Genomic DNA, 281 nt, shown 5'->3' on the forward strand with positions numbered 1-281 from the left:
ATCCGAACGAAGAATTACGAAAAATTTATAATCGAATCCTTAGTAAATTCGGCGAGAAACAAGAAATGCTGGATCAGCTAGATAAATTGGTGAAAGAAGCGAATGAAACAGCAAGTAGCGCTAAGAAAGAATCAGAAGCAGCGAAAACATTGGCTGAAAAAGTGCAAAAGAATCTTAAAAATAACACGGTAGATATCATTGAAGCTAAGAACCTGTTTAAAATCTTTTTAATAAAATCGCTACACCTGCCAATAAGCAACTCTGTCTGCTATTTTCAAGTG

The 281-nt window shown here is 34.9% G+C and carries 1 pseudogene; it reads left to right on the forward strand.

From position 1 onward, the window contains the following. Positions 1 to 212, forward strand: a pseudogene (locus tag ACQRBL_RS32830) (hypothetical protein); the annotation flags it as partial. Between the last annotated feature and the right edge of the window lie 69 nt (positions 213 to 281).

It is taken from the genome of Bacillus sp. AF62 (assembly GCF_050312695.1).
Classification (GTDB): domain Bacteria; phylum Bacillota; class Bacilli; order Bacillales; family Bacillaceae_G; genus Bacillus_A; species Bacillus_A cereus.